Genomic DNA, 24,008 nt, shown 5'->3' with positions numbered 1-24,008 from the left:
GCCGGATGTGAAAAAATAAGCCTTCAAAGGCTTTTGAGTTTCCTAAACTTGAACCTAAGTCTAAATCATTGAAATTAAAATTGCTTCCCAAGAACTCTGTCAGACTGAAAACTCAGTCAAAAGCTTGATGCATGACCGTTAAAACTTACTAGGCACACCTCTATGGCTAACTTTTATAAACCGCAAAAAAATAACAACCGTACCCACAAGCACTTGAGTCTGACCATCGAAAAATACGACTTTCAGGGTGCAGGGATGGCCTACTCCCAAGGAAAGCCAGTGTTCATTTCTGGAGCCTTGGTGGGCGAAGAAGTGGTATGTCAGCCTGTAGAGAGCAAAGCGAAATTCATAAAGGCTAAATTAATCAAAGTATTAAAGGCCAGTGATGAACGTGTGACTGCATTTTGCCCGCACTTTCAGCAATGCGGTGGATGTACCTTGCAACATATGCCATACGAGCAGCAGTTAGAGGTGAAGCAACAGGCCTTCTCTAAGGTGATGTCTAAGGTCGCACCGCAACAAGAATTAGAAGCGCCGATAGTGGGTAATAGTAGAAGCTATCGTCGTAGAGCTCGTATTAGCCTGCTGTGGGATACTAAAAAGAACAAATTGAATTTTGGCTTCAGAGAAGGGCAGAGCAAAAATATAGTGACTGTTAGTCAGTGCCCTGTGCTAGCCGATTCACTAGCTGGTCTATTTCCTGAAATGAAGACTCTCCTAGAAGGGTTATCCCAACCTAAGATTCTCGGTCACTTAGAACTGGTAGAAGCGGACAATACTAAGGTTATCTTACTTCGAACTAGTGCTGAATTAAGAGCGAAAGACAGTAAAGCGGTTCTAGATTTTGCTCAGCAGAATAACCTTACCTTGTATCTTCACGAGGGACAGAGCAAGCCAAAAAAACTGTGCGGCGAATCACCTAGGTGCAATGAGACTGGTTTTGAGTTGGATTTCTTGCCTACCGATTTTATTCAGGTTAATCGCTCTGTGAATCAGCAGATGGTATCTAAAGCTATTGAATGGCTTGATGTGAACGAGAATGAAAGAGTGCTGGATCTGTTCAGTGGCGTTGGTAACTTTACGTTCCCACTCAGTGCTAAAGCAAAAGCGGTAGTTGGTATTGAAGGGGTCGATGAAATGGTCTGTAGAGCGAGTGATAATGCGAAGACGCTGGGCATAGATACGGCTGAGTTTTATCAAGCTAACCTTGCAGAGCTTACCGGGAAAGAAAGCTGGGCAAGTGAGCGCTTTGACAAAATCCTTTTGGACCCTGCCAGAGCTGGCGCCGCGGGTGTAGTGGAAAAGCTCTCTTCATTTGAAGCTTCGCGCATCGTGTATGTGTCTTGTAACCCAGCGACTCTAGCTCGTGATAGTGAATCCTTGCTTGAGCAAGGCTACAAGGTGGTGAAAATGAGAATTTTAGATATGTTCCCGCATACGGGGCACCTAGAATCCATGGTGTTATTTGAGAAATAACGCAAATTTCCAAATTTTGCTAAACAGCTGAATCGCCCTAGGGGTATACTGTTGCAAGAAATGTACGAGAGTAGAATCATAGTTATTTAGGGACGAAATATGGTTGCGGTACGCAGTGCGCACATAAAAAAGGATGAAGAGTTTAACCTTGATGTCTGGATAGACAGTCTAAAACAAGGGCAAAAAACCGAGAATAAGCTGCGTAAGCTGTACATCGATTGTGAAGAGATGCTAGCAAGTCATGAGCAAAAGGAGTTATTGCTGTGGCGTGGGCGTGAGATGATCGAAATATTGATCACTCTATCTATGGATAGAGCAACCCTGCTTGCAGCTCAATTATTCCCAGTTGTCTCCAGCGGCTTATTTGACACCGAAGAACTTAAAGAGCGTTACGGCCAAGAGATCATGAAATTGATCGAGGGCGTTGAAGAGATGGCCGCCATTGGTCAACTAAACGCCTCTTTAGAGAGCAGTAGTGCTTCCTCCCAGATTGATAACGTTAGACGCATGTTGCTGGCCATGGTGGATGATTTTCGCTGTGTCATCATCAAGCTCGCCGAACGTATCTGTAATTTGCGTGAAGTGAAAAACGCTCCAGATGAAGTACGCCAAGCCGTTGCGAAAGAGTGTGCCAACATTTATGCACCGCTTGCTAATCGCCTGGGTATTGGTCAGCTTAAATGGGAAATCGAAGACTACGCGTTTCGCTATCAAAACCCGACTACCTATAAAAAAATTGCCAAGCAATTAGCTGAGCGACGCATTGACCGCGAGTGCTATATCACTGAATTTGTTGATGATCTCGAATCAGAAATGAAGCGCACCAATATCAATGCTGAGGTGAGCGGTCGTCCGAAACACATCTTTAGTATCTGGCGTAAGATGCAGAAGAAAAAGCTCGCCTTTGATGAGCTTTTTGATGTGCGTGCCGTGCGAATTATTGCTGACCAACTGCAAGATTGTTACGGCGCCCTCGGTATCGTACACACCAAGTATAAGCACCTTCCTAGTGAGTTCGATGACTATGTCGCGAACCCAAAACCTAACGGCTATCAATCTATTCATACCGTTGTGCTTGGGCCTGAAGGCAAAACCATAGAGATTCAAATCCGTACCAAGCAAATGCATGAAGACTCAGAGCTTGGTGTGGCGGCCCACTGGAAATACAAAGAGGGCAGCTCAGGTGGACGCAGTGGCTACGATGAGAAGATTACTTGGCTACGTAAACTGCTTGATTGGCAAGAAGAGATGTCGGACTCCGGTGAGATGTTGGATGAACTGCGATCTCAAGTGTTTGATGATCGCGTTTATGCCTTTACCCCTCGTGGTGATGTAGTCGACCTGCCGATGGGAGCGACGCCTCTCGATTTTGCTTACCACATTCACTCTGAGGTAGGGCACCGTTGTATTGGCGCTAAAGTAGCAGGAAGAATCGTACCGTTTACTCATCAATTGGAAATGGGCGATCAGGTTGAGATCATTACTCAAAAAGAGCCAAATCCCTCTCGAGATTGGCTAAACCCATCATTAGGTTTTGTTCACTCAAGCCGTGCTCGCGCCAAGATAAATGCTTGGTTTAGAAAACAGAGCCGAGAGAAAAATATTGATGCGGGTAAAGAGATCCTAGAGGTTGAACTGGCTAAGATTGGCGCAAATCTGAAAGATGCGGATCTTTACGCCTTAAAACGCTTTAACGTCAATTCAGCTGATGAGTTGTACGCTGGGATCGGTAGTGGTGACTTGCGCATTAACCAAGTGGTTAATCACATCAATGCCCTAGTCAACAAGCCAACAGCGGAAGAAGAAGATAAGCAAGCCCTTGAAAAGCTCAAGAGTGTAGACTCGACAGCGCCGATTGAGAGCAAGCCACACAAAGACGCAGTGGTGGTTGAAGGGGTTGATAATCTCATGACCCACTTGGCGCGCTGTTGTCAGCCGATACCGGGTGACCGAATCAGTGGTTACATTACACAAGGTCGTGGCATCTCAGTGCACCGCAGTGATTGTGACCAACTCAACGAGCTAAGGCATCATGCCCCGGAACGAATCATAGATACGGTATGGGGAAGTGGTTTTGTCGGCTCGTTTATTCTGACCTTGAGAGTGGAAGCGCTAGAGCGCACAGGACTGTTAAAAGACATTACTACCTTGATCACTAACGAAAAGCTCAAGGTAGCGAGTATGCGTTCACGCACCGACCATAAGCGCCAAATGTCGATTATGGATCTCGATGTTCAAGTGAACAGTGTGGAAATTAGTTCTCGGGTTCAATCTCGAATCGAGCAGATCAAAGACGTTATATCCGTCAAACGTCTTGGCTAACCCATCTAACAAGCCCCTGAAAAGGGGCTTTCTTTTTTGAATGTGAATTGGAAATATTATGTCAGCTTCAAACTCCATCGAACAATTGCTATCCATAATGGCCACGCTCCGTGACCCTGAGCAGGGTTGCCCATGGGACAAAAAGCAGAGCTTTGACACTATTGTTCCCCATACCATTGAAGAAACTTATGAAGTGGTAGACGCCATTCAAAATCAAGATTGGGATAATCTAAAAGAAGAGCTGGGTGATCTACTGTTTCAAGTGATTTTCTACTCACAAATGGCAAAAGAACAGCAACTGTTTGATTTTGAAGATGTGCTAGAAGTGCTCAATGAAAAACTTGTGCGCCGTCATCCACATGTTTTTTCTGACGAGAAGTTTGCCGATGAGCAAGAAATAAATGACAACTGGGAAGCAGAAAAAGAGAAAGAGAAAGCTCGTTCAGGCAATGTTGAAAAAAGTATTCTAGACTCTGTACCTAAGTCTTTGCCTGCACTCAGTCGTGCCAACAAGATTCAAAAACGCTGTGCTAAACATGGCTTTGATTGGGACACCATTGGACCCGTGGTAGATAAGGTGCATGAAGAGGTGCAAGAGGTGCTCGATGAAGCCTTGCAAGTGACTGTTGTAAAAGAGAAAGTTGAGGATGAATTGGGCGATCTTTTGTTCGCTACAGTGAACCTGGTTAGGCACCTAAATTGCAACCCAGAGGTTGCGCTGGGTAAGGCAAATAACAAATTTGAAAGACGCTTTAGAGCAGTAGAGAAAAAGGTTCAAGAGCAAGGTCGCAACCTAGATGATTGTGACCTTGAGTATCTTGATTCTTTGTGGGATTTAGTAAAACAAGATGAGCGGAAGTAAAATTGGCTTTAGAAGATTGAATTGATTTGAAGCAAAAAATAAAAAAAATGCCTGTGATAAGTTTCACGTTGTGGCGATAAAGGGCTTCTGGTATATTTGCATCCCGTCCAGAAGATATCCATTTCCCTCATTCAACCAATTTCAGGTTAAACATGACGACAAATTACATTTTTGTTACTGGCGGGGTTGTTTCCTCACTCGGTAAAGGTATTGCAGCAGCATCTCTTGCGGCTATTTTAGAAGCTCGTGGTCTTAAAGTGACCATGATGAAGCTTGACCCTTACATCAACGTTGATCCGGGTACAATGAGCCCAACTCAGCATGGTGAAGTGTTTGTCACGGAAGATGGCGCTGAAACTGACCTTGACCTTGGTCACTATGAGCGATTCATTCGCACCAAGATGACTAAGCGTAACAACTTTACAGCGGGTCGTGTTTATTCAGACGTTCTAGCAGCAGAGCGTCGTGGCGACTACCTAGGCGCTACCATTCAGGTTATCCCTCACATCACTAATGCTATCAAAGACCGTGTAATTGCGGGTTCTGAAGGCCATGATGTAGCGATCGTTGAAGTCGGTGGCACCGTGGGCGATATCGAATCACTACCATTTATGGAAGCGATTCGTCAGCTAGCTGTTGAGCTAGGCCGTGAACGCGCTATGTTCATGCACCTAACGCTGGTACCTTACCTAGCGGCAGCGGGCGAAGTGAAAACAAAACCAACACAGCACTCAGTTAAAGAGTTGCTTTCGATTGGTATCCAACCAGATATCCTTGTTTGTCGTAGTGACCGTATGGTTCCTGCAAACGAGCGCAAGAAAATTGCTTTGTTCTGTAACGTACAAGAGAAAGCAGTTATCTCAATGAAAGATGTAGATTCTATCTACAAGATTCCTCAGCTTATCAAGTCACAAGGTCTCGACGATCTAGTTTGTACTCGCTTCGGCATTAATGCGCCAGAAGCAGACTTGTCTGAGTGGGAACAAGTAATCTACGAAGAAGCAAACCCAACAGGTGAAGTGGTCATCGGTATGGTCGGTAAATACATCGAACTACCAGATGCTTATAAGTCTGTGAACGAAGCATTGAAGCATGCAGGGTTGAAAAATCGCCTCAACGTCCACATTAAGTATGTGGACTCTCAAGATGTTGAGAGCAAGGGCGAAGAAGCACTTGCTGGTTTAGACGCAATTCTAGTACCAGGTGGCTTCGGCGACCGTGGTGTTGAAGGTAAGATTCGTGCTGCACAATACGCTCGTGAGAACAAGATCCCGTACCTAGGCATTTGTCTTGGTATGCAAGTAGCGCTGATTGAATTCGCGCGAAATGTTGCTAACCTCGCTGATGCGCATTCAACAGAATTTAACAAAGAAACACCAAACCCTGTGGTAGGCTTGATTACCGAATGGGTTGATAAAGAAGGTAACGTTGAAGAGCGTACCGAAACCTCTGACCTTGGTGGTACAATGCGCCTTGGTTCTCAGCTATGTCACCTAGAGAAGGGCACTAAAGCTCATGAACTCTATGGCAGCGCTAAGATCCACGAACGTCACCGTCACCGTTATGAGGTGAACAACAATTTACGTCCGTTGATCGAGAAAGCTGGTCTTAAAGTATCAGGTCTATCAGCAGACAAAAAATTGGTGGAAGTTATCGAGAATCCTGCGCACCCTTGGTTCGTGGCGGCTCAGTTCCACCCAGAATTCACATCGACACCACGTGATGGGCACCCATTATTCGCTGGTTTCGTTAAAGCGGCTGGTCAATTCCAACGCGGTGAATTCGACAAGTAAAGGAATGCAGGGGTGTTGAGCGGAGATGTATAGCACCCCTTAAAATTGACATTTTTTTGATTATAAGAGGAAACATTTAATGTCTAAGATCGTTAAAGTTCTAGGTCGTGAAATTATCGACTCACGTGGTAACCCAACTGTAGAAGCTGAAGTACACCTAGAAGGCGGTTTCGTAGGTATGGCTGCTGCGCCATCTGGCGCATCTACTGGTTCTCGCGAAGCTCTTGAGCTACGTGACGGCGACAAAGCACGTTTCCTAGGTAAAGGTGTTCTTAAAGCTGTTGACGCTGTAAACGGCGAAATCGCTACTGCTCTAGCTGGCAAAGACGCTAAAGACCAAGCTGCTATCGACCAAGTGATGATCGACCTAGACGGTACTGAAAACAAGTCTAAGTTCGGTGCTAACGCAATCCTTGCTGTTTCTCTTGCTAACGCAAAAGCAGCTGCTGCAGCTAAAGGCATGCCTCTTTTTGAGCACATCGCTGAGCTAAACGGCACTCCAGGTCAATTCTCTATGCCTCTACCAATGATGAACATCATCAACGGTGGCGAGCACGCTGATAACAACGTTGACATCCAAGAGTTCATGATCCAACCAGTTGGCGCTAAAACTCTTAAAGAAGCTCTACGTATCGGCGCTGAAGTATTCCACAACCTAGCTAAAGTTCTTAAGGCAAAAGGCCTAAGCACTGCAGTTGGTGATGAAGGTGGCTTCGCTCCTAACCTTGAGTCTAACGCTGCTGCTCTAGCTGCTATCCAAGAAGCTGTAGAAGCTGCTGGTTACGTACTAGGTAAAGACGTTACTCTTGCTATGGACTGTGCTGCTTCTGAGTTCTTCGACAAAGAAACTGGCAAGTACAACATGAAAGGCGAAGGCAAAATCTTCACTTCTGAAGAATTTAACTTCTACCTACAAGACCTTGCTAACCAATACCCAATCGTATCTATCGAAGACGGTCTTGACGAATCAGATTGGGATGGCTTCAAGCACCAAACTGAACTACTAGGTGACAAGCTTCAACTAGTAGGTGACGATCTATTCGTTACAAACACTAAGATCCTAGAGCGCGGTATCAAAGAAGGTATCACTAACTCTATCCTTATCAAGTTCAACCAAATCGGTTCACTTTCAGAGACTCTAGCTGCAATCAAGATGGCTAAAGATGCTGGCTTCACTGCAGTTATCTCTCACCGTTCTGGCGAAACTGAAGATGCAACTATCGCTGATCTAGCGGTTGGTACTGCTGCAGGTCAAATCAAGACTGGTTCTATGAGCCGTTCTGACCGTGTTGCTAAGTACAACCAACTTCTTCGCATCGAAGAAGCTCTAGGTGAGCGTGCACCGTTCAACGGTCTTAAAGAAGTTAAAGGCCAAGCTTAATTATTAGCTTAGCTTGAAGCTTATAGCTTTCAGCTGTCAGCTTTAAAACATAAACACCTCGCGTTTGCGGGGTGTTTTTTTTTGTATTTTTCTTGTCATTAAGTTTGATGCGTGTCGTCTATTACACGAATATGTTATAAATATTAACTAATACCAATCGTAATAAATGACAGGTCATCCTAGCTTGTTAAAACACTCGATAACGGCGTTAGAATTTTTGATTGTAGAATAACGACTTATCAAAAAGTTCTGCCTTGTTATCCAGCGTTTTTCCTACGCTATTTCTGACCACTTACTTACTGTGATTGGTATAACTAAGGTTTGCCAGGTTCTTGGGCTGAAAGTCTATAAGAGTCAGTTATTAGAGAAGGATTCTTTCGTGCGTGTATTTTCCGTATTGCTGTTTGGTTTACTGGTGCTGATGCAAGCAAAGCTGTGGGCCGGTAAAAATGGCGTTAACGATTACCGCCAGGTTCAAGATGAGATTGCAATTCAAAGCTCAGTGAACTCGGAGCTACGCAAGCGCAATGATGAGATGTTTGCTGAGATTGACGACCTAAGACAAGGACTTGATGCCATCGAAGAGCGAGCTCGCCATGAACTCGGAATGGTTAAAGAAGGTGAAACCTTCTATCGTATTATCGATTCGGACTAATTTTGTATAACCGGTTCTCAACTTGAATAAATATATCGCTATTGTCCCTGCTGCCGGTGTTGGCAGTCGAATGCAGGCAGATCGACCTAAGCAGTATCTCATGCTGCACGGAAAAACTATCTTAGAACACACAGTAGAAAAACTGTTATCGCACCCTGCTATTTCTGAGGTAGTGATTGCTGTGAGTGCAGAGGATGAATATTTCTCTGAGACGACTATCGCGAACCACCCACTAGTGACTCGAGTTGCGGGTGGAAAAGAGCGTTGCGACTCAGTATTGAATGCTTTGGATTATCTTAAACAACAAGATTATCAAGAGTGGGTATTGGTGCACGATGCTGCAAGACCTAATGTGAGTCATGAGGACATCACAACGCTCATTGAACAAGGGTGCAAACATCAAGTGGGCGCCATTTTGGCAGCAAAGGTGCGCGATACCATGAAGCGTTCATCGCCAGCCAACGAGATCAAAGGCACCATCGATCGCGTTAACCTCTGGCATGCCTTAACGCCGCAAATGTTTCGCTGCTATCCACTGCAACAAGCCCTGCAGTCGGCTTTGAATAATCACTCTCAAGTGACTGACGAGGCCTCCTGTATGGAGCTGATAGGGCTATCACCACTTCTTGTTGAAGGGCGCTCGGATAACTTCAAGGTAACTCAGCCAGAGGATTTAGCCTTAGCTGAATTCTATTTAAGACCTACGACCAAGGAGCAGTTATGATCCGTATTGGACACGGCTTTGATGTACACAAATTTGGCGGCGAAGGCCCCGTTATCATAGGCGGTGTTGCTGTTCCTTATGAACAAGGCCTAGTTGCTCACTCTGATGGTGATGTGGCCCTGCACGCTGTATGCGACGCATTGCTTGGCGCTATTGCCGCGGGAGATATTGGCCATCATTTTCCTGATACGGATGATAAATGGAAAGGCGCAAATAGCCGCGATTTACTCAAAGATGTATACCGACGTGTGCAAGAGCTTGGATATGTACTGGGCAATCTCGATGTCACTATCATGGCACAAGCGCCTAAAATGGCGCCGCATATTCAAAGTATGCGAGAAGCGATTGCGCAAGACCTGCAGACTGAGCTTGGCAACGTCAACGTAAAAGCTACAACAACAGAGCGTTTGGGCTTTACCGGACGTAAAGAAGGGATCGCGGTAGAAGCCGTGGTTCTGATTCAACATTCTAACTAGAGGCACACTCCAGACTATGAGTGACATACTATCAAATCTTGCTTACCAACACGGTAAGCCAACCGCTAAAGCCAAACTTAAAGCTAGAGCCGAACATTTTGCAGTGAAAGAAGATTTAGGCTTTGAGTTATTAGGCACTGGCGAGCATTTGATGTTACGTGTTCGCAAAACTGGCGAGAACACCAGTTTTGTAGCAAATGAGTTAGCTAAATTCTGTGGCGTAAAGTCTAAAGACGTAAGCTGGGCTGGCTTGAAAGACCGCCATGCCGTCACTGAGCAATGGCTAAGTGTGCACCTTCCAAAAAGTGATGACTTGGACTTCGCACTATTTACAACAATGCACCCAAGTGTCGAGATCCTAGAAATCACTAGGCACAACAAGAAACTTCGCCCTGGTGATTTAAAGGGTAATTTTTTCGAACTCACCTTAAGTGAAGTGACGGACGTCGCTGCAGTTGAAGCACGCTTGCTGGCTATTTCAGAAAGTGGCGTGCCAAATTACTTTGGTGCACAGCGCTTCGGAAACAACGGCAATAACCTTGATGAAGCTCGTCGCTGGGGCCGAGATAATGTTCGTACTCGAAATCAAAACAAACGTAGCTTATATCTCTCAACCGCACGCTCATGGATCTTTAATCAGATCGTCTCTGAGCGACTAGACAAAGAGTGTTTTGACTCAGTTATTGCTGGTGATGTGCTCTCTGAGTCGGGTGACATTACCGCAGCTTTAGCTGGTGATAATGCGCTACCAACCTCAGACATTGCACTAGAGATAGAGCAGGCTGCTGTAGATGCAGAACCCGACCTAATGGCTTTGATTCGAGGCAATCGCATGCGTCATGACCGCAGAGCCATTAAATTGCTACCTGAGCAACTGAGTTGGGAAAGCAGTAACGATGAAGTAGTAGTGAAATTCTGGTTGGATTCAGGCTGTTTCGCTACTTCTATCATGCGAGAGGTAATTGAAGATATTCCTTTTGAACGTTCGTTTGATTAAGAGTACCTAAGTTTAATGAAGATTCTTTTAAGTAATGATGATGGCGTACATGCCGAAGGTATTCGAGTTCTAGCTGAGGAGCTAAAACAGATTGCAGACGTGATCATTGTGGCGCCAGACAGAAATCGCAGCGGCGCGTCAAACTCACTGACGTTAGAAAATCCTCTTAGGGTTAATGAGATTGCACCTAATGTTCATTCCGTGCAGGGGACGCCAACGGACTGCGTGCACTTTGCCTTGAATGAGTTAATGAAAGACGATTATCCAGACTTGGTATTGAGTGGTATCAACCATGGTGCAAACCTAGGTGATGATGTGCTGTATTCTGGAACCGTTGCCGCTGCAATGGAAGGACACTTTCTTGGCGTGCAATCTATTGCATTATCTTTGGTTGGAAACACACACTTTACTACCGCGGCTAAGATAGCGCGTCAGCTGGTGGAGCAACACCAGCGCCAACCTATACCAACCAATAGACTGCTTAACGTGAATATTCCTGATGTTGCCTGGGAAGACCTCGGTGACATTACGGTTACTCGCTTAGGCGCAAGACATCACGCAGAAAACATGATTAAGCAACTCGACCCGAGAGGAAAGCAGATCTACTGGCTTGGTCCTCCGGGTAAAGAGCAAGATGCCGGAATTGGCACTGACTTTTATGCACTTGAGCAGAAAAAGGTCTCTATCACGCCTCTACAAGTAGACCTGACCGCGCATGAGTCTCTGCCTAGTATGAACAAGTGGTTGAAAGGATCGTAGATGGGACATTATCAAGCTCAACGTTTGTCAGAGCATTTGCAGCAGTTGGGCATACGTGATTCTGCTGTGTTGAAGGCGATGGCTAATCTGCCTAGAGAATCATTTTTATCTGAGGCAATGAGACATCAGGCCTATGATAATAACGCCCTGCCTATCGGTAATGGGCAAACCATCTCTCAGCCTTATATTGTCGCAAGAATGACAGAATTATTGGAACTGGATTACACCTCTAAGGTCTTAGAAGTGGGGACAGGATCAGGCTATCAGACGGCGGTATTAGCACAGTTGGTTGAACGTGTGCATACCATTGAGCGTATTAAAACGCTGCAGTGGGATGCAAAGCGTCGCTTATCGAAACTCGATATTTATAATGTGTCATCGAAATATGGTGATGGTTGGAAAGGGTGGGGCGCACATGCACCATTTGACGCTATTATTGTAACAGCGGCAGCAGCGGAGCTTCCCCAAGCTCTTGTTGACCAGTTAGCGGTTGGCGGGCGACTGATCATTCCCATTGGAGACTCACAGCAACAATTGTTGAAAATTGTGAAACACGAGTCTGGAGTTCAGTCTGAAATTATAGAAGATGTACGATTTGTGCCTTTAGTTCAGGGAGAGCTAGCTTAGGTTTATGGATAAGATTTTGCGTTCGATCATTGGGATTGCACTGGTAGCAGCCTTAGTAGGTTGCGCCCCTAGCGGATTTTCTGCCAAAAATCGTGATTATAAGCAGCTCGATCGTGGCAGCTTTCGAGGCAGTTTTTATGAGGTAGATAAGGGCGATACCCTTTATTACATCGCTTATATTACGGATCGCAACGTCAATAATCTTATCCGCTTTAACAATCTTAAAGCACCTTATACCCTGCGTGTCGGCCAGAGAATTAAGCTTTGGCACCCTGATTATAAAGATACAACTCCAGCTTATAGTTCAAGTAAACCTGTTGCTGTAGCTCAAACTTCCACTGCAAAGAGTCCTCCACCTGCACAGAGTACAGCACAAAATTCGGGGCAGACTTCGACAAACCCACAAAAAAGTGCTACCGCAAAGGTTGATCAGCAGTCAACAAAGGAGTATGTTGGTTCTAAACAAAGTGTTAACAGTGCCGCAACATCGAAACCGCCAGCAAATAAAGCGGTCTCGTCATGGGAGTGGCCAACTAAAGGAAGAGTCATCAGCAAGTTCTCATCAGGAGAACAAGGCAATAAAGGGATTGATATAGCAGGTCAACGTGGCCAGTCGGTTATCTCAACTGCCAGTGGTAGTGTGGTTTATTCCGGTAGCGCCCTTCGTGGTTATGGCAACCTTATTATTGTTAAACATAATGATGATTACCTTAGTGCTTATGCTCACAACGATAATTTGTTAGTCCATGAAGGACAGACAGTATCGGCGGGGCAAAAGATTGCAACCATGGGTAGCTCTGGCACTAGCGGCGTTAAACTGCACTTTGAGATTAGGTATCAAGGAAAATCCGTTAACCCGGAAAGATATTTACCCTAACTGATGGCATTAAAAGCGGTAATGCCAACCTGTTGAGCCATTGGAGGCGCTATGAGTATGGATAACACTGCAGCAAAAGTGGAAGACCTAACAGAAGACAAAGTTAGTGCGGAAGTAGAAGAAAGTAGCATTGTTGAAAAGGTAGAAACTCAGGTAAAAGAAGAGTTTGATGCTTCAACAAAGAATCTAGACGCAACTCAACTTTATCTAGGCGAAATCGGCTTCTCCCCACTACTAACAGCAGAAGAAGAGGTTCTATATGCAAGACGAGCACTTCGCGGAGACGAAGCAGCACGCAAGCGCATGATTGAAAGTAACCTGCGTCTGGTTGTTAAGATCTCTCGTCGTTACAGCAATCGCGGCTTAGCTCTATTAGATCTAATTGAAGAGGGTAACCTTGGTCTAATTCGCGCCGTAGAAAAATTCGATCCTGAACGCGGCTTCAGATTTTCTACATACGCAACATGGTGGATTCGACAAACCATCGAACGCGCCCTGATGAACCAAACCCGCACAATTCGCTTGCCGATCCACGTGGTTAAAGAGCTGAACATTTATCTTAGAACGGCTCGTGAGTTATCTCAGAAGCTTGACCATGAACCAACAGCCGAAGAAATTGCTCAGCAACTGGATAAGCCAGTAGATGATGTCAGCAAAATGCTGCGCCTTAATGAGCGTGTGAGCTCAGTCGATACCCCAATTGGCGGTGACGGTGATAAGGCATTGCTTGATATCATTCCTGACATCAACAACTCAGACCCTGAAGTTTCCACTCAAGATGACGATATTAAGCACTCTCTTATCGATTGGCTTGATGAACTAAATCCAAAACAGAAAGAAGTACTTGCTCGTCGCTTTGGGTTGCTTGGCTATGAACCTTCAACGCTAGAAGAGGTAGGCCGTGAAATTAACCTAACTCGTGAACGCGTACGTCAGATCCAAGTAGAGGGTTTACGTCGACTGCGTGAGATTCTATTGAAGCAAGGACTGAATATGGAGTCGCTGTTTAACTTTGACAGTGAATAACATCCTATAAGTACCCAATAAAAAGGTCAGCATTTGCTGACCTTTTTTTGTTGTTATTGCTCTTACTGATAGCTGACTGCTGGTAGCTAATAACTGATAGTTAAAGCATCTTCTTCAACCGATACAGCGCTTCCAAAGCTTGTCTCGGTGTCAGATCATCAGGATCAATGGCGCCCAACGCTAGCTCCACATCACTAGGCTCAGGGATCAAGCTAAGTTGATTTGCAATCTCGACACTACTTGGATTGTTTGCTTGTGGCTGATGGCTAAGCTGCTCTAGTAAGTTGAGCTTTTGTCTCGCTTGCTTTATTACAGGCTTAGGTACACCAGCTAAGCCTGCCACCGCTAAACCATAAGACTTGCTGGCAGCGCCTTCTTGTACCGCGTGCATAAAGGCAATGTCATCGCCGTGTTCCACGGCATCTAGATGGACGTTTGCCAGCCCTTTTAGCTGAGCAGGTAGCTCTGTTAATTCAAAGTAGTGAGTGGCAAATAAGGTGAGGGCACTGATCTGGTTCGCCAGCCATTCGGCGCTAGCCCATGCCAAAGATAGTCCATCATAAGTACTGGTTCCTCGCCCAATCTCATCCATCAACACTAAGCTTCGGTCGGTGGCATTGTGCAAGATGTTCGCTGTTTCCGTCATTTCCACCATAAAGGTGGAGCGCCCAGAGGCAAGATCGTCGGAAGCACCAATACGTGTGAATATACGATCAAGCAAGCCAATATCTGCAGATTCTGCAGGAACATAAGAGCCAATATGAGCAAGCAGCGCAATCAATGCCGTTTGACGCATATAGGTGGATTTGCCGCCCATGTTTGGGCCTGTAATGATCAGCATTTTACGTTTCGGGTGAAGCTCAATAGGATTGGCAATGAACGGGTCTTCTAGCACTTGCTCAACAACGGGATGTCGGCCGTTAGTAACGGATAACCCAATGTCATTTTTAATGGTTGGGCAACAGTACTCTAAGGTTTCGGCGCGCTCAGCAAGGTTTTGCAATACGTCAATTTCAGAGACGGCAGACGACAGCAGTTGTAGCCTATTAAGGTGAGGCAATATCAGGTCGAATAATTCTTCCCACAATGCCTTTTCAGCCGCTAGAGCCTTAGATTTAGAGTTGAGTACCTTGTCTTCGTGCTCTTTTAGCTCAGGAATAATGTAGCGCTCAGCATTCTTCAGCGTTTGGCGACGAATGTAGTGAGGTGGCACAAGGTGGCTTTGCCCACGACTGACTTGAATGTAAAAGCCGTGAACGGCGTTGTAGCCTACCTTCAAGGTATCTATACCGTGTCGCTCTCGTTCATCGGATTCAAGTTTCTCTAGGTACTCAGTGGCGCCATTAGCAAGATCGCGCCATTGGTCGAGCTCTTCGTTATACCCCTCAGCGAGTACCCCACCATCACGAATGACCACAGGAGGGTTCTCTTTGATTGCTCGCTCTAACAGCTCACATAAACTGTCTAACGGCTTAGCATCATTGGATAAACCTTTCAGATGCGGGTTCACTAAGCTTTCTAGTGTTGCTTCTAGCTCCGGCAGTTGTTGCAGTGCGGTGCGCAAACGAGCCAGGTCACGTGGTCTAGCAGAGCGAATCGCCAATCGAGCAACAATACGCTCAATGTCGCCAATCTGTTTTAAGGTTTGACTCAGCTCGGGAAAAAGCCCCTGCTCAATTAACTCAGAAATTGAGTCCAAGCGGTTGTTCAGCACTGAGACTTCACGAGTGGGTTGATGTAACCAACGTTTGAGCATGCGGCTGCCCATTGCAGTCGCGGTATGATCCAATACCTCAGCCAGGGTGTTATCAAGGCCACCCGATAAGTTTTGCGTGATCTCTAGATTGCGTCTTGTGGCGGCATCGAGGATAACCGAGTTATCTTGCCTCTCCATTGTGATCGAACGGATATGTGGCATAGCGGTGCGCTGGGTATCTTTGACGTATTGTATTAGGCAGCCAGCGGCGCAAAGACCAAGCTCTGCTTTTTCAACGCCAAAGCCTACTAAGTCTTTCGTACCAAACTGGATGTTCAGCTGCTGCTTTGCTGTTTGTAGCTCAAACTCCCAAACGGGTCTGCGACGGTTGCCATGACGACCTTCCATTAGGTGCACTGGCGCGAAGTCTTCTGGAAATAGCAGCTCTTTAGGGCTAGTGCGCTGCAGCTCTGCGAGCATGGCTTCTTCGGTTTGTGGCTCACATATTAAGAAGCGGCCAGAAGTAATATCTAAAGTGGCATAACCAAACTTGTCATCGTGTTGATAGATAGCGGCAATCAGGTTATCTACACGTTCTGCTAGCAAGGCTTCATCGGTAACGGTACCAGGGGTAATGATACGAACGACCTTACGCTCAACGGGACCTTTTGACGTGGCAGGGTCGCCAATTTGTTCGCATATAGCCACAGACTCACCCAATTGAACCAGCTTGGCTAAGTAGCCTTCAACAGCATGAAAAGGCACGCCGGCCATTGGGATAGGTTCGCCTGCAGATGCTCCGCGTTTGGTTAACGAGATATCCAGCAGCTGAGAGGCACGCTTTGCATCATCATAAAACAATTCATAGAAGTCACCCATGCGGTAAAAAAGCAGGATCTCAGGGTTCTCTGCTTTGAGCTTGTGATACTGCTGCATCATTGGGGTGTGTTTTGGCTTTGATTTTACCGACATAATCACTTCTGTTGCTTTTCATTATTTCTATAGAGGCTTAGGATAAATGATTCACAACTAAAGGGTAAAGCGAATCAGTCAGATGTCGGAAAGAACATTGGATAACTTAAGTGCTCAAGTGGGAAAATTGCTTGAGAAAAAAGGCTGGATGATGGCAACCGCTGAATCATGCACTGGTGGTGGTGTGGCGCAAGCGGTAACGGAAATTGCTGGCAGCTCAGCGTGGTTTGATCGAGCATTTGTCACCTATAGCAACGAAGCTAAGATGGAGATGCTGGGCGTGAACTCTAGCTCATTAGACTGCTTTGGCGCAGTGAGTGAAGAGGTAGCACAGGAGATGGCCTTAGGCGCGGTGCAACACTCTGCAGCTCAGATTGCAGTTTCTATTACTGGGATTGCAGGTCCTGGTGGCGGCAGTGAAGATAAGCCCGTTGGCACTGTGTGTTTTGCATTAGCGTTAAATACTGATCTTATACAGGTACAACGCTGCATTTTTGCTGGTAATCGTGCGCAGGTGAGAAATCAGTCCGTTTATCATGCTCTTCAACTAATTGAAAAACATATAGAAAATAAGTAATTCTTTGCTGGATGCAAAAAAAACACTTTTTCATCTAGACACTGTATGAATTAACAGTAATAATTGATTCATCAACTAGAAATACCCGATTCCATGGAGCATAAAATGGACGACAACAAGCAAAAAGCTCTCGCGGCTGCACTTGGCCAAATAGAAAAACAATTCGGTAAAGGCTCAATTATGCGCCTTGGTGATAACCGCACCATGGACGTAGAAACAATTTCTACTGGCTCACTGTCTCTAGACATCGCTCTGGGTGCTGGTGGCTTGCCAATGGGACGTATCGTAGAAGTCTACGGCCCTGAATCATCGGGTAAAACAACACTAACTCTAGAGTTGATTGCTGCAGCTCAACGTGAAGGTAAAACGTGTGCCTTTATCGATGCAGAGCACGCACTTGACCCTATCTATGCGCAAAAGCTTGGCGTAAACATTGATGCTCTTTTAGTTTCTCAGCCAGATACAGGTGAGCAAGCATTAGAGATCTGTGATGCACTAGCTCGCTCTGGCGCTATCGACGTATTGGTTGTCGATTCAGTAGCGGCACTAACACCAAAAGCTGAAATCGAAGGTGAGATGGGCGACAGCCACATGGGCCTTCAAGCTCGTATGCTTTCTCAAGCAATGCGTAAGCTAACCGGTAACCTTAAACAATCTAACTGTATGTGTATCTTCATCAACCAGATCCGTATGAAAATCGGTGTGATGTTTGGTAACCCAGAGACCACTACTGGTGGTAACGCACTTAAGTTCTACGCTTCTGTTCGTCTTGATATCCGTCGTACTGGCGCAATTAAAGATGGTGACGAGGTTGTTGGTAACGAAACCCGTATTAAGGTCGTTAAGAACAAGATTGCTGCACCGTTTAAACAAGCCGAAACCCAAATCATGTATGGTCAAGGCTTTAACCGTAACGGTGAATTAATTGATCTTGGTGTTAAGCACAAGTTGGTAGATAAAGCGGGTGCTTGGTATGCCTATAACGGTGACAAAATTGGCCAAGGCAAAGCTAATGCAGGCAAGTTCCTAGCTGAAAACCCTGAAGTAGCGAAAGAGATCGACACTAAACTGCGTGAAATGCTTCTGACTACGGCTCAACTTGAAGACACTAAAGAGGCTGAGGTAGAGTAACCTTAACTCAATTATGCTCCTAATATACTGAGCCTTTATCCTAAGGCTCAGTACTTTCCCTTAGCTTTTCTCTTTTTTCTTCGCACTGAATCTAACGAGGTGTGTATGTATTCTCTTACTCCTACTTGGACCGCTAAAAAGACCGCACTAGATCTATTGAGTCGATGTGAATATGGTCGCTACGAGTTACAACAACAGCTACTGAACAAAGGTTTTGAGTTAAGTGATATTGATGAAGCCGTCGAGTTTTGTCGAGAGCATCATTATTTAGATGACCTGCGTTACGCCAAAGATCAAATCAAACAGCATGTGGAAAAAGGCCATGGTGAACGTCGAATTCGTCAGGATTTGCACGTAAAACATGTGCGCAGTGAGGTTATCGATCAAGCGTTGGCAGAAGAGCCTCAAAATTGGTTTGAACTTGCTAAGCTATCAGCAAAAAAGTACTTAGCTGATAATCCTACCAGTGAGAATCACGAACACTCCAAACGAGTGCGTTTTCTGCAATATCGCGGGTTTAGCCTTGAGCAGATCCAATATGCGCTAAATCCTTAGTAAATTCAGAGATATAAACAGCATACTTGCTTCTATTGCCCTGCAGTAAGCAAAGCCCTTCTGACAATTCTTCGTTAATTCACCAGCATTTTCAGGCAAATTAGACAGAAAACTAGTCGTTCTCCCTTGCTTGATTTACAATGTGGCAAAAATCTAACTTGAACGTTTCAGGAATTGCCACATGTACATGAGCACCGCCGAAATTCGTAGTGCCTTTTTAAAGTTCTTTGAGAGCAAAGGGCACCAGATTGTAGAGAGTTCTTCTCTTGTACCTCACAACGATCCTACACTGCTGTTTACTAACGCAGGTATGAACCAGTTTAAAGACTGCTTCCTAGGAGCTGAAAAGCGTAGCTACTCGCGAGCGACTACGGCGCAACGTTGTGTTCGTGCCGGTGGTAAACATAATGACTTAGAAAACGTTGGCTTTACTGCTCGTCACCACACCTTCTTTGAAATGCTAGGTAACTTCAGTTTTGGTGACTACTTTAAAGAAGACGCAATCAAGTTTGCTTGGGAATTCCTGACTGAATCTCTTGGCCTACCAAAAGAGAAATTGTTGGTTACTATCTACGAAACTGATGATGAAGCCTTTGATATCTGGAATAAGCAGATGGGCATTCCAGCTGACCGTATTATCCGCATTGGTGATAAAAAAGGTGGCAAAGCCTACGAGTCTGATAACTTCTGGACAATGGGTGACACAGGTCCTTGTGGTCCATGTACTGAGATCTTCTATGATCATGGTGAGCATATTTGGGGCGGACGTCCTGGCACACCAGAAGAAGACGGTGATCGCTTCATCGAGATCTGGAACAACGTATTCATGCAGTTCAACCGTCACGCTGACGGTACTATGGAACCCCTTCCAAAGCCGGCTGTTGATACAGGTATGGGGATTGAGCGTATCTCTGCAATCATGCAGGGCGTGCACTCAAACTATGAAATAGATGTCTTCCAAACTCTTATCAAAGCATCTGCAGAAGCGGTTGGGTACGAAGACCTTTCAAATCAGTCTCTGCGTGTAATCGCCGACCATATCCGCTCATGTTCTTTCCTTATCGTTGATGGTGTTATGCCGTCAAATGAAGGCCGTGGCTACGTACTTCGCCGTATTATTCGTCGCGCAGTTCGCCACGGTAATAAGTTAGGTGCTCAAGGTGCATTCTTCCATACTCTAGTGGGTGTATTGGCTGATGTTATGGGTGAAGCAGGCGCTGAACTTAAGAAACAGCAAGCACTGGTTGAGAAAGTACTTCGTATTGAAGAAGAGAACTTTGGCCGCACCCTAGAGCGCGGTATGAGCATTCTTAACGACGCATTGGATGGCTTGAAGAACGAAGGTAAATCAACGCTTGATGGTGAGACGGTATTTAAATTGTACGATACCTATGGTTTCCCAGCTGACTTAACCAATGATGTTGCACGTGAACGTGAATTCAACATTGATGAAGAAGGCTTCCAGAAAGCGATGGAAGCACAGCGTAAGCGCGCGCGTGAAGCGGGTCAGTTTGGCACTGATTACAATGAAACAATCAAGCTAGACAGCACAACAGAATTTTGTGGTTACTCTGCGACAGATGGCGAGAGCAACATTGAAGCTATCTTTGTAGAAGGTCAACCAACAGAGAACCTATCAAGTGGTCAAAAGGCCATTATTGTTCTTGAGCAAACTCCGTTCTACGCCGAATCAGGCGGTCAATCTGGCGATACGGGTACCCTAAAAACTGAGCTCGGTGAATTTAAGGTTACTGATACGCAGAAGCTAGGCAATGCCATTGCACACCATGGTGAGCTTGTTGAAGGCGTGATGAGCTTAGGTGAAAAAGCTAAAGCCGCTGTTAATGCAGTGCGCCGTGCACAAATTTCACTGAACCACTCAGCAACTCACTTGCTACACGCTGCACTGCGTAAGGTTCTAGGTGAGCACGTAACTCAGAAAGGCTCACTAGTTAAAGCTGAAAACCTTCGTTTTGACTTCTCTCATTTAGAAGCGGTAACAGCTGCTGAATTGAAAGAAGTTGAGCGTATGGTTAACGCACAAATTCGTACTAACCACGACATTGAAACTAATGTAATGGATATCGAGTCTGCTAAGCAGAAAGGTGCGATGGCATTGTTCGGTGAGAAGTATGACGACGAAGTTCGCGTGCTTTCTATGGGTGAATTCTCTACTGAATTATGTGGTGGTATTCACGCGGCTAACACTGGTGATATCGGTCTGTTCAAGATTACCTCTGAAGGCGGCATTGCTGCCGGTATTCGTCGTATCGAAGCGGTAACAGCTGATGCAGCTCTAGACGCTATCGATGCTGAGCAAGATAAACTGCAACAGAAGCTAGTTGAATCAGCGAAGAAAGCGAAATCACTAGAAAAAGAAATTCAGTACCTAAAAGACAAAATGGTAGCAGCAGAAAGCGCTAATATCATGGGTAAGGTACAGGAAATCAACGGTACTAAAGTACTTATTGCTGCGCTTGAAGGCGCAGACAATAAGAACCTTCGCAACATGGTTGACGATACGAAAAACCGCATTGGTACTGGCGTTATTCTATTCGCCAATATTGCCAACGACAAAGTCGGCTTAGTTGCGGGCGTAACGAAAGATCTTACTGGCAAAGTGAAAGCGGGTGAGTTAGTTAACTTGGTGGCGACTCAAGTAGGTGGTAAAGGCGGAGGTCGTCCTGATATGGCTCAAGCGGGCGGTACAGACGTGGCAGCACTACCGGAAGCCTTACAGTCTGTTATTCCATGGTTGGAAGAGCGCCTGTAAGCGAAGAGTAATTAACTTGGGTACATTCAGTGCCCAAGGAAAGTAATAGGAACCAAGCATTTTTGTTATCGCAAAGTGCTTGGTTTTGTTGTTTTAAAGTGTCCTGTGTACAAAGAACAGAAGACTGTTTTAGGAAGGTGGAAAGTAAGTGAAGAACCGATTAATCGTGCAAAAGTTTGGTGGGACATCTGTAGGTTCCGTTGACCGAATTCGAGCGGTTGCCGAGCAGGTCATAAAGACCAAAGAGCAGGGCAATCAAGTTGTGGTTGTGGTTTCGGCGATGTCGGGTGAAACGAATCGCTTGCAAGGCTTAGCCTATGAGGTTGATAGCGTACCTAACTCTAGAGAGCTCGATGTCATCTTGTCCGCTGGCGAGCAGGTCACCATTGCTCTATTAGCGATGACTCTTAATAAACTCGGCCACAAAGCGACCTCGTTAACAGGTTGGCAAGCGGGCATTGTTACCGATGATATGCACAATCAAGCAACGATTCAGTCGGTCGATAATGAGAAATTTAACCGATTGCTCAATGACGATCAGATAGTCATTGTGGCGGGCTTCCAAGGCGTTAACCAAGCTGGTGCGATTACCACTCTAGGACGCGGCGGTTCAGATACCAGCGCTGTGACCCTCGCAGGGTTGTTAGGGGCCAAGGAATGCCAGATCTTCACCGATGTTGATGGCGTGTACAGCTGCGACCCTAGGGTTGTTGAATCGGCTTTGAAACTAGACCATGTCGATTTTGATGACATGCAAACCATGGCAAAGCATGGCGCTAAGGTTTTACACGAGCCGTGTGTAGAGTTTGCTGCTAAGTACAATCTTGATATTCGAGTATTGTCCTCGTTTTCGCCAAAACAAGGTACTTTGGTTACTCGCTTACAAAGCAAAAAAAATGTGTGTGGTTTAGCACTACAGCGCGAGCTTGCTCGCCTAATTGTTAATGAAGACAAAGGAGAACAGGTTGCAATGCAGTGTCAGTTACTGGGCATCGCCGTGCATTCTCAAACGACCAAACACCTAATTGTTAACAACAATGATGTCTCCAAGCTATTACAGATCCTATCTGAAGACGTCAGCAATGTTGAACCTATTAGCGCTTTGACTATTGTTGGTGCTGAGCTTGAGGGGCTACATCTTAATGTTTTACCTAAATTGTTGGCGAAAGATATCAAAGTTCTTGATAGTTTTAGGTGTGATAGGGTAGTGAAGTTGCTACTATTACCGGAACATCTGGATCGGGCTGCCAATTTTATTCATGCTCAATACATTGAGCAGTCTCATAGTGTTGCTACAGACAAAAAAGCGCTTATTTTGTAATAAGTTCTTTACCAAGTTGTTATTTTTATTGAATAATAGATCTCAAAGTATTTTGAGTGACAGCAAGGAGCTATCGAATGCTAATTTTGACTCGCCGTGTTGGTGAAACCCTAATGATTGGGGATGAAGTGACCGTTACTGTACTGGGTGTTAAGGGAAACCAAGTGCGTATCGGTGTAAACGCACCTAAAGAAGTTTCTGTGCATCGTGAAGAGATTTACATGCGCATTCAAGCAGAAAAAGGTAATGGAAACGTTGCATCAGGCAACTACTAAGTTTCTATTGAAAGGCTGGTCATAGGACTAGCCTTTCTTGTTTTATAGTAGGCATAAAGTACATATAACTAGCATTTTTAAGCAGTTTGGTTGAAAGTTGTTCTGTTAACCGTTTTTTATGTGATTTTGCCAATAAAATGTTTGACATATTTTTGGTAAATCGTAATATGTGCCTCCGCAAGACGGTGAGGTGGCCGAGTGGCCGAAGGCGCTCCCCTGCTAAGGGAGTATGTGGTTTGTAGCCGCATCGAGGGTTCGAATCCCTCCCTCACCGCCATTCTTGTGGAATTCTTGAAAAAGAAAAATGCGCGTCCTTAGCTCAGCTGGATAGAGTACCTGGCTACGAACCAGGCGGTCGGAGGTTCGAATCCTCCAGGACGCGCCATATCGTTTATTCGATATAAAATATAATGCGGTGAGGTGGCCGAGTGGCCGAAGGCGCTCCCCTGCTAAGGGAGTATGTGGTTTGTAGCCGCATCGAGGGTTCGAATCCCTCCCTCACCGCCATTTATTGACCGTATGGTCAATTTTTTTGTTTTCTAAACTGAAAAGTGTGATAGACTTCGCACCCTTCTCAGAACGAGAACACTGTGCGTCCTTAGCTCAGCTGGATAGAGTACCTGGCTACGAACCAGGCGGTCGGAGGTTCGAATCCTCCAGGACGCGCCACTTTACAACGAATGGTTGATAGTAATATTAACGGTTCTATATAAGCCTTCTGCAAAGAAGCACT

The 24,008-nt window shown here is 45.5% G+C and carries 20 protein-coding genes and 4 tRNA genes; 23 read left to right on the top strand and 1 reads right to left on the bottom strand.

Features of this window, described 5'->3' with window-relative positions:
* Window positions 1-162 precede the first annotated feature (162 nt).
* The 13 genes from rlmD to rpoS all read left to right on the top strand — a co-directional run bounded on the left by rlmD (window position 163) and on the right by rpoS (window position 13,975).
* Window positions 163-1,476 carry a 23S rRNA (uracil(1939)-C(5))-methyltransferase RlmD gene (gene rlmD, locus D5I41_RS19975; protein ID WP_119011311.1) on the top strand — a complete coding sequence of 438 codons (1,314 nt, stop codon included), beginning with the start codon at window positions 163-165 and terminating at the stop codon, window positions 1,474-1,476.
* Window positions 1,477-1,575: 99 nt separating this feature from the next.
* Window positions 1,576-3,798 carry a GTP diphosphokinase gene (gene relA, locus D5I41_RS19970; RefSeq protein WP_119011310.1) on the top strand — a complete coding sequence of 741 codons (2,223 nt, stop codon included), beginning with the start codon at window positions 1,576-1,578 and terminating at the stop codon, window positions 3,796-3,798.
* Window positions 3,799-3,856: 58 nt separating this feature from the next.
* On the top strand, window positions 3,857-4,660 hold the full coding sequence (gene mazG, locus D5I41_RS19965; protein WP_119011309.1) for a nucleoside triphosphate pyrophosphohydrolase: 804 nt from the start codon (window positions 3,857-3,859) through the stop codon (window positions 4,658-4,660).
* Between the two features lie 152 nt (window positions 4,661-4,812).
* Window positions 4,813-6,453 carry a CTP synthase gene (pyrG, locus tag D5I41_RS19960; RefSeq protein ID WP_119011308.1) on the top strand — a complete coding sequence of 547 codons (1,641 nt, stop codon included), beginning with the start codon at window positions 4,813-4,815 and terminating at the stop codon, window positions 6,451-6,453.
* A 79-nt stretch (window positions 6,454-6,532) separates the two neighbouring features.
* Entirely contained in the window at window positions 6,533-7,834 is a 1,302-nt protein-coding gene (eno, locus tag D5I41_RS19955; RefSeq protein WP_119011307.1) for a phosphopyruvate hydratase, read from the top strand.
* A gap of 379 nt (window positions 7,835-8,213) precedes the next feature.
* On the top strand, window positions 8,214-8,489 hold the full coding sequence (ftsB, locus tag D5I41_RS19950; RefSeq protein ID WP_017027190.1) for a cell division protein FtsB: 276 nt from the start codon (window positions 8,214-8,216) through the stop codon (window positions 8,487-8,489).
* A 22-nt stretch (window positions 8,490-8,511) separates the two neighbouring features.
* Window positions 8,512-9,213, top strand: coding sequence for a 2-C-methyl-D-erythritol 4-phosphate cytidylyltransferase (gene ispD, locus D5I41_RS19945; protein ID WP_119011306.1), 702 nt, complete (start codon window positions 8,512-8,514; stop codon window positions 9,211-9,213).
* Window positions 9,210-9,689, top strand: coding sequence for a 2-C-methyl-D-erythritol 2,4-cyclodiphosphate synthase (gene ispF, locus D5I41_RS19940; protein ID WP_119011305.1), 480 nt, complete (start codon window positions 9,210-9,212; stop codon window positions 9,687-9,689). The genes ispD and ispF overlap by 4 nt, the downstream gene beginning before the upstream one ends.
* Before the next feature lie 16 nt (window positions 9,690-9,705).
* Complete coding sequence (gene truD, locus D5I41_RS19935) at window positions 9,706-10,686, top strand: tRNA pseudouridine(13) synthase TruD (RefSeq protein WP_119011304.1); 981 nt, start codon at window positions 9,706-9,708, stop codon at window positions 10,684-10,686.
* A gap of 15 nt (window positions 10,687-10,701) precedes the next feature.
* Entirely contained in the window at window positions 10,702-11,445 is a 744-nt protein-coding gene (gene surE / locus D5I41_RS19930) for a 5'/3'-nucleotidase SurE (protein ID WP_119011303.1), read from the top strand.
* Window positions 11,446-12,072: a protein-L-isoaspartate(D-aspartate) O-methyltransferase gene (locus tag D5I41_RS19925; RefSeq protein ID WP_017027195.1), complete on the top strand. Its 627-nt coding sequence runs from the start codon at window positions 11,446-11,448 to the stop codon at window positions 12,070-12,072. It abuts the gene before it with no gap.
* 4 nt (window positions 12,073-12,076) lie between these two features.
* Window positions 12,077-12,949 (top strand): murein hydrolase activator NlpD, encoded by an 873-nt coding sequence (gene nlpD, locus D5I41_RS19920; protein ID WP_119011302.1) that lies wholly within the window; start codon window positions 12,077-12,079, stop codon window positions 12,947-12,949.
* 51 nt (window positions 12,950-13,000) lie between these two features.
* A complete protein-coding gene (rpoS, locus tag D5I41_RS19915; RefSeq protein ID WP_119011301.1) occupies window positions 13,001-13,975 on the top strand; it encodes an RNA polymerase sigma factor RpoS in 975 nt (324 codons plus the stop codon).
* A 100-nt stretch (window positions 13,976-14,075) separates the two neighbouring features.
* On the opposite strand, the gene mutS is transcribed toward rpoS, so the two are convergent.
* Window positions 14,076-16,643, bottom strand: coding sequence for a DNA mismatch repair protein MutS (gene mutS / locus D5I41_RS19910; protein ID WP_119011300.1), 2,568 nt, complete (start codon window positions 16,641-16,643; stop codon window positions 14,076-14,078).
* Window positions 16,644-16,725: 82 nt separating this feature from the next.
* Here mutS and pncC point away from each other — a divergent pair, with 82 nt between their 5' ends.
* The 10 genes from pncC (at window position 16,726) to D5I41_RS19860 (ending at window position 23,944) form a co-directional block, all read left to right on the top strand.
* Complete coding sequence (pncC, locus tag D5I41_RS19905; protein ID WP_186811121.1) at window positions 16,726-17,220, top strand: nicotinamide-nucleotide amidase; 495 nt, start codon at window positions 16,726-16,728, stop codon at window positions 17,218-17,220.
* A 105-nt stretch (window positions 17,221-17,325) separates the two neighbouring features.
* The gene (gene recA / locus D5I41_RS19900) at window positions 17,326-18,351 is read left to right on the top strand and encodes a recombinase RecA (protein WP_119011299.1); all 1,026 of its coding nucleotides are present in this window, start codon (window positions 17,326-17,328) and stop codon (window positions 18,349-18,351) included.
* A gap of 105 nt (window positions 18,352-18,456) precedes the next feature.
* Window positions 18,457-18,906, top strand: a complete 450-nt coding sequence (recX, locus tag D5I41_RS19895; RefSeq protein ID WP_119011298.1) for a recombination regulator RecX — start codon at window positions 18,457-18,459, stop codon at window positions 18,904-18,906.
* 181 nt (window positions 18,907-19,087) lie between these two features.
* On the top strand, window positions 19,088-21,679 hold the full coding sequence (gene alaS, locus D5I41_RS19890; protein WP_119011297.1) for an alanine--tRNA ligase: 2,592 nt from the start codon (window positions 19,088-19,090) through the stop codon (window positions 21,677-21,679).
* A 148-nt stretch (window positions 21,680-21,827) separates the two neighbouring features.
* Window positions 21,828-23,000, top strand: coding sequence for an aspartate kinase (locus tag D5I41_RS19885; RefSeq protein ID WP_119011296.1), 1,173 nt, complete (start codon window positions 21,828-21,830; stop codon window positions 22,998-23,000).
* Between the two features lie 77 nt (window positions 23,001-23,077).
* Complete coding sequence (csrA, locus tag D5I41_RS19880) at window positions 23,078-23,275, top strand: carbon storage regulator CsrA (protein WP_004415691.1); 198 nt, start codon at window positions 23,078-23,080, stop codon at window positions 23,273-23,275.
* Window positions 23,276-23,459: 184 nt separating this feature from the next.
* Window positions 23,460-23,552: transfer RNA gene (locus D5I41_RS19875), tRNA-Ser, on the top strand.
* 31 nt (window positions 23,553-23,583) lie between these two features.
* Window positions 23,584-23,660: transfer RNA gene (locus D5I41_RS19870), tRNA-Arg, on the top strand.
* A gap of 29 nt (window positions 23,661-23,689) precedes the next feature.
* Window positions 23,690-23,782 (top strand) — tRNA-Ser (locus D5I41_RS19865).
* A gap of 85 nt (window positions 23,783-23,867) precedes the next feature.
* Window positions 23,868-23,944, top strand: a tRNA-Arg gene (locus tag D5I41_RS19860).
* The last annotated feature ends 64 nt before the right edge of the window (window positions 23,945-24,008 follow it).

The sequence above is a fragment of the Vibrio superstes genome (genome assembly GCF_003569005.1).
GTDB classification, from domain to species: Bacteria; Pseudomonadota; Gammaproteobacteria; order Enterobacterales; family Vibrionaceae; genus Vibrio; species Vibrio superstes.
Note: the sequence above shows the minus strand (reverse complement) of the source record. Positions and strands in the feature narration are given on the sequence as shown.

Excerpts from the sequence above, each read along its gene's own strand:
- mutS (WP_119011300.1), bottom strand. The coding sequence starts at position 16,643 with ATGTCGGTAAAATCAAAGCCAAAACACACCCCAATGATGCAGCAGTAT.
- pncC (WP_186811121.1), top strand. The coding sequence starts at position 16,726 with ATGTCGGAAAGAACATTGGATAACTTAAGTGCTCAAGTGGGAAAATTG.
- truD (WP_119011304.1), top strand. The coding sequence starts at position 9,706 with ATGAGTGACATACTATCAAATCTTGCTTACCAACACGGTAAGCCAACC.
- recX (WP_119011298.1), top strand. The coding sequence starts at position 18,457 with ATGTATTCTCTTACTCCTACTTGGACCGCTAAAAAGACCGCACTAGAT.
- recA (WP_119011299.1), top strand. The coding sequence starts at position 17,326 with ATGGACGACAACAAGCAAAAAGCTCTCGCGGCTGCACTTGGCCAAATA.
- relA (WP_119011310.1), top strand. The coding sequence starts at position 1,576 with ATGGTTGCGGTACGCAGTGCGCACATAAAAAAGGATGAAGAGTTTAAC.
- csrA (WP_004415691.1), top strand. The coding sequence starts at position 23,078 with ATGCTAATTTTGACTCGCCGTGTTGGTGAAACCCTAATGATTGGGGAT.
- mazG (WP_119011309.1), top strand. The coding sequence starts at position 3,857 with ATGTCAGCTTCAAACTCCATCGAACAATTGCTATCCATAATGGCCACG.
- alaS (WP_119011297.1), top strand. The coding sequence starts at position 19,088 with ATGTACATGAGCACCGCCGAAATTCGTAGTGCCTTTTTAAAGTTCTTT.
- surE (WP_119011303.1), top strand. The coding sequence starts at position 10,702 with ATGAAGATTCTTTTAAGTAATGATGATGGCGTACATGCCGAAGGTATT.
- ispF (WP_119011305.1), top strand. The coding sequence starts at position 9,210 with ATGATCCGTATTGGACACGGCTTTGATGTACACAAATTTGGCGGCGAA.
- nlpD (WP_119011302.1), top strand. The coding sequence starts at position 12,077 with ATGGATAAGATTTTGCGTTCGATCATTGGGATTGCACTGGTAGCAGCC.
- rpoS (WP_119011301.1), top strand. The coding sequence starts at position 13,001 with ATGAGTATGGATAACACTGCAGCAAAAGTGGAAGACCTAACAGAAGAC.
- rlmD (WP_119011311.1), top strand. The coding sequence starts at position 163 with ATGGCTAACTTTTATAAACCGCAAAAAAATAACAACCGTACCCACAAG.
- D5I41_RS19925 (WP_017027195.1), top strand. The coding sequence starts at position 11,446 with ATGGGACATTATCAAGCTCAACGTTTGTCAGAGCATTTGCAGCAGTTG.
- pyrG (WP_119011308.1), top strand. The coding sequence starts at position 4,813 with ATGACGACAAATTACATTTTTGTTACTGGCGGGGTTGTTTCCTCACTC.
- eno (WP_119011307.1), top strand. The coding sequence starts at position 6,533 with ATGTCTAAGATCGTTAAAGTTCTAGGTCGTGAAATTATCGACTCACGT.